General features: G+C 56.9%; 1 pseudogene. It reads right to left on the bottom strand.

Going from position 1 to position 692, the window contains the following annotated elements:
- Positions 1-432 (bottom strand): annotated as a pseudogene (locus RMSM_RS00690) (hypothetical protein); the annotation flags it as partial.
- Between the last annotated feature and the right edge of the window lie 260 nt (positions 433-692).

The following is a 692-nucleotide window of genomic DNA, read 5'->3' as shown; positions in this document are numbered from 1 at the left end:
ATCGAAGATCGGCGTGAGAACTAACACAATGGCGGTTTGAATGACACGATCGAGCAAGTTTGGAATTCCGAGCTCTCTCGTGCCGCCATCGGGTTTGAGGATGGTCTTCCGCCGAACAGGTTCCGGGCGGTAGGTGCCATCGAGTAGTTGCCGACGAATGTTTTGCCAACGCGGAGCAAACCACTCGGGAAAGTCTTCGACCGTTAGACCGTCGGGCCCAGGGGCTCCACGGTTGGCCTTCACTCTCGCCCAAGCCATTTCCATGTTGACTTCATCGACAATCGCTTCCATCAGATTGTAAGCATCATCGCCCAAGGCTGACTTCTCGATGGCCGCCAGGTCCGAATCATCCGTCGGGATGTTTGCAGCAGCGTGATCCGCTTCGACGAAATCGAAGGCGAGTTGTTCTGCGCTGGGTGGTTCTGAGGTCATCGGTGGTTCGTTCCTTGACTGTTGACGTTCGGTTCTTCCCGTCGCCATTGGACTTGGCGGCGGTAGTACAACTTCTGCTGCATTCTCCAGGCACGTCATGCGTTACCGCATTCCGCCCCGCCTTTCGGGCAAGCCCTACTCACGGGTACGCCTGGAGTTCTCCCCAGATAAGGGTTATCGTGATCTGTCCCCGCCCAAGCTCCCGATCTACCTGCGCTAGTTCTTCCGGTTCGGTTTCGCAGTCAGCAGCCTGCTCACCT

The sequence above is a fragment of the Rhodopirellula maiorica SM1 genome (assembly GCF_000346295.1).
Classification (GTDB): Bacteria; Planctomycetota; Planctomycetia; order Pirellulales; family Pirellulaceae; genus Novipirellula; species Novipirellula maiorica.
The sequence above is the reverse complement of the archived record's forward strand: the minus strand, read 5'-3'. Positions and strand labels throughout refer to the sequence as shown.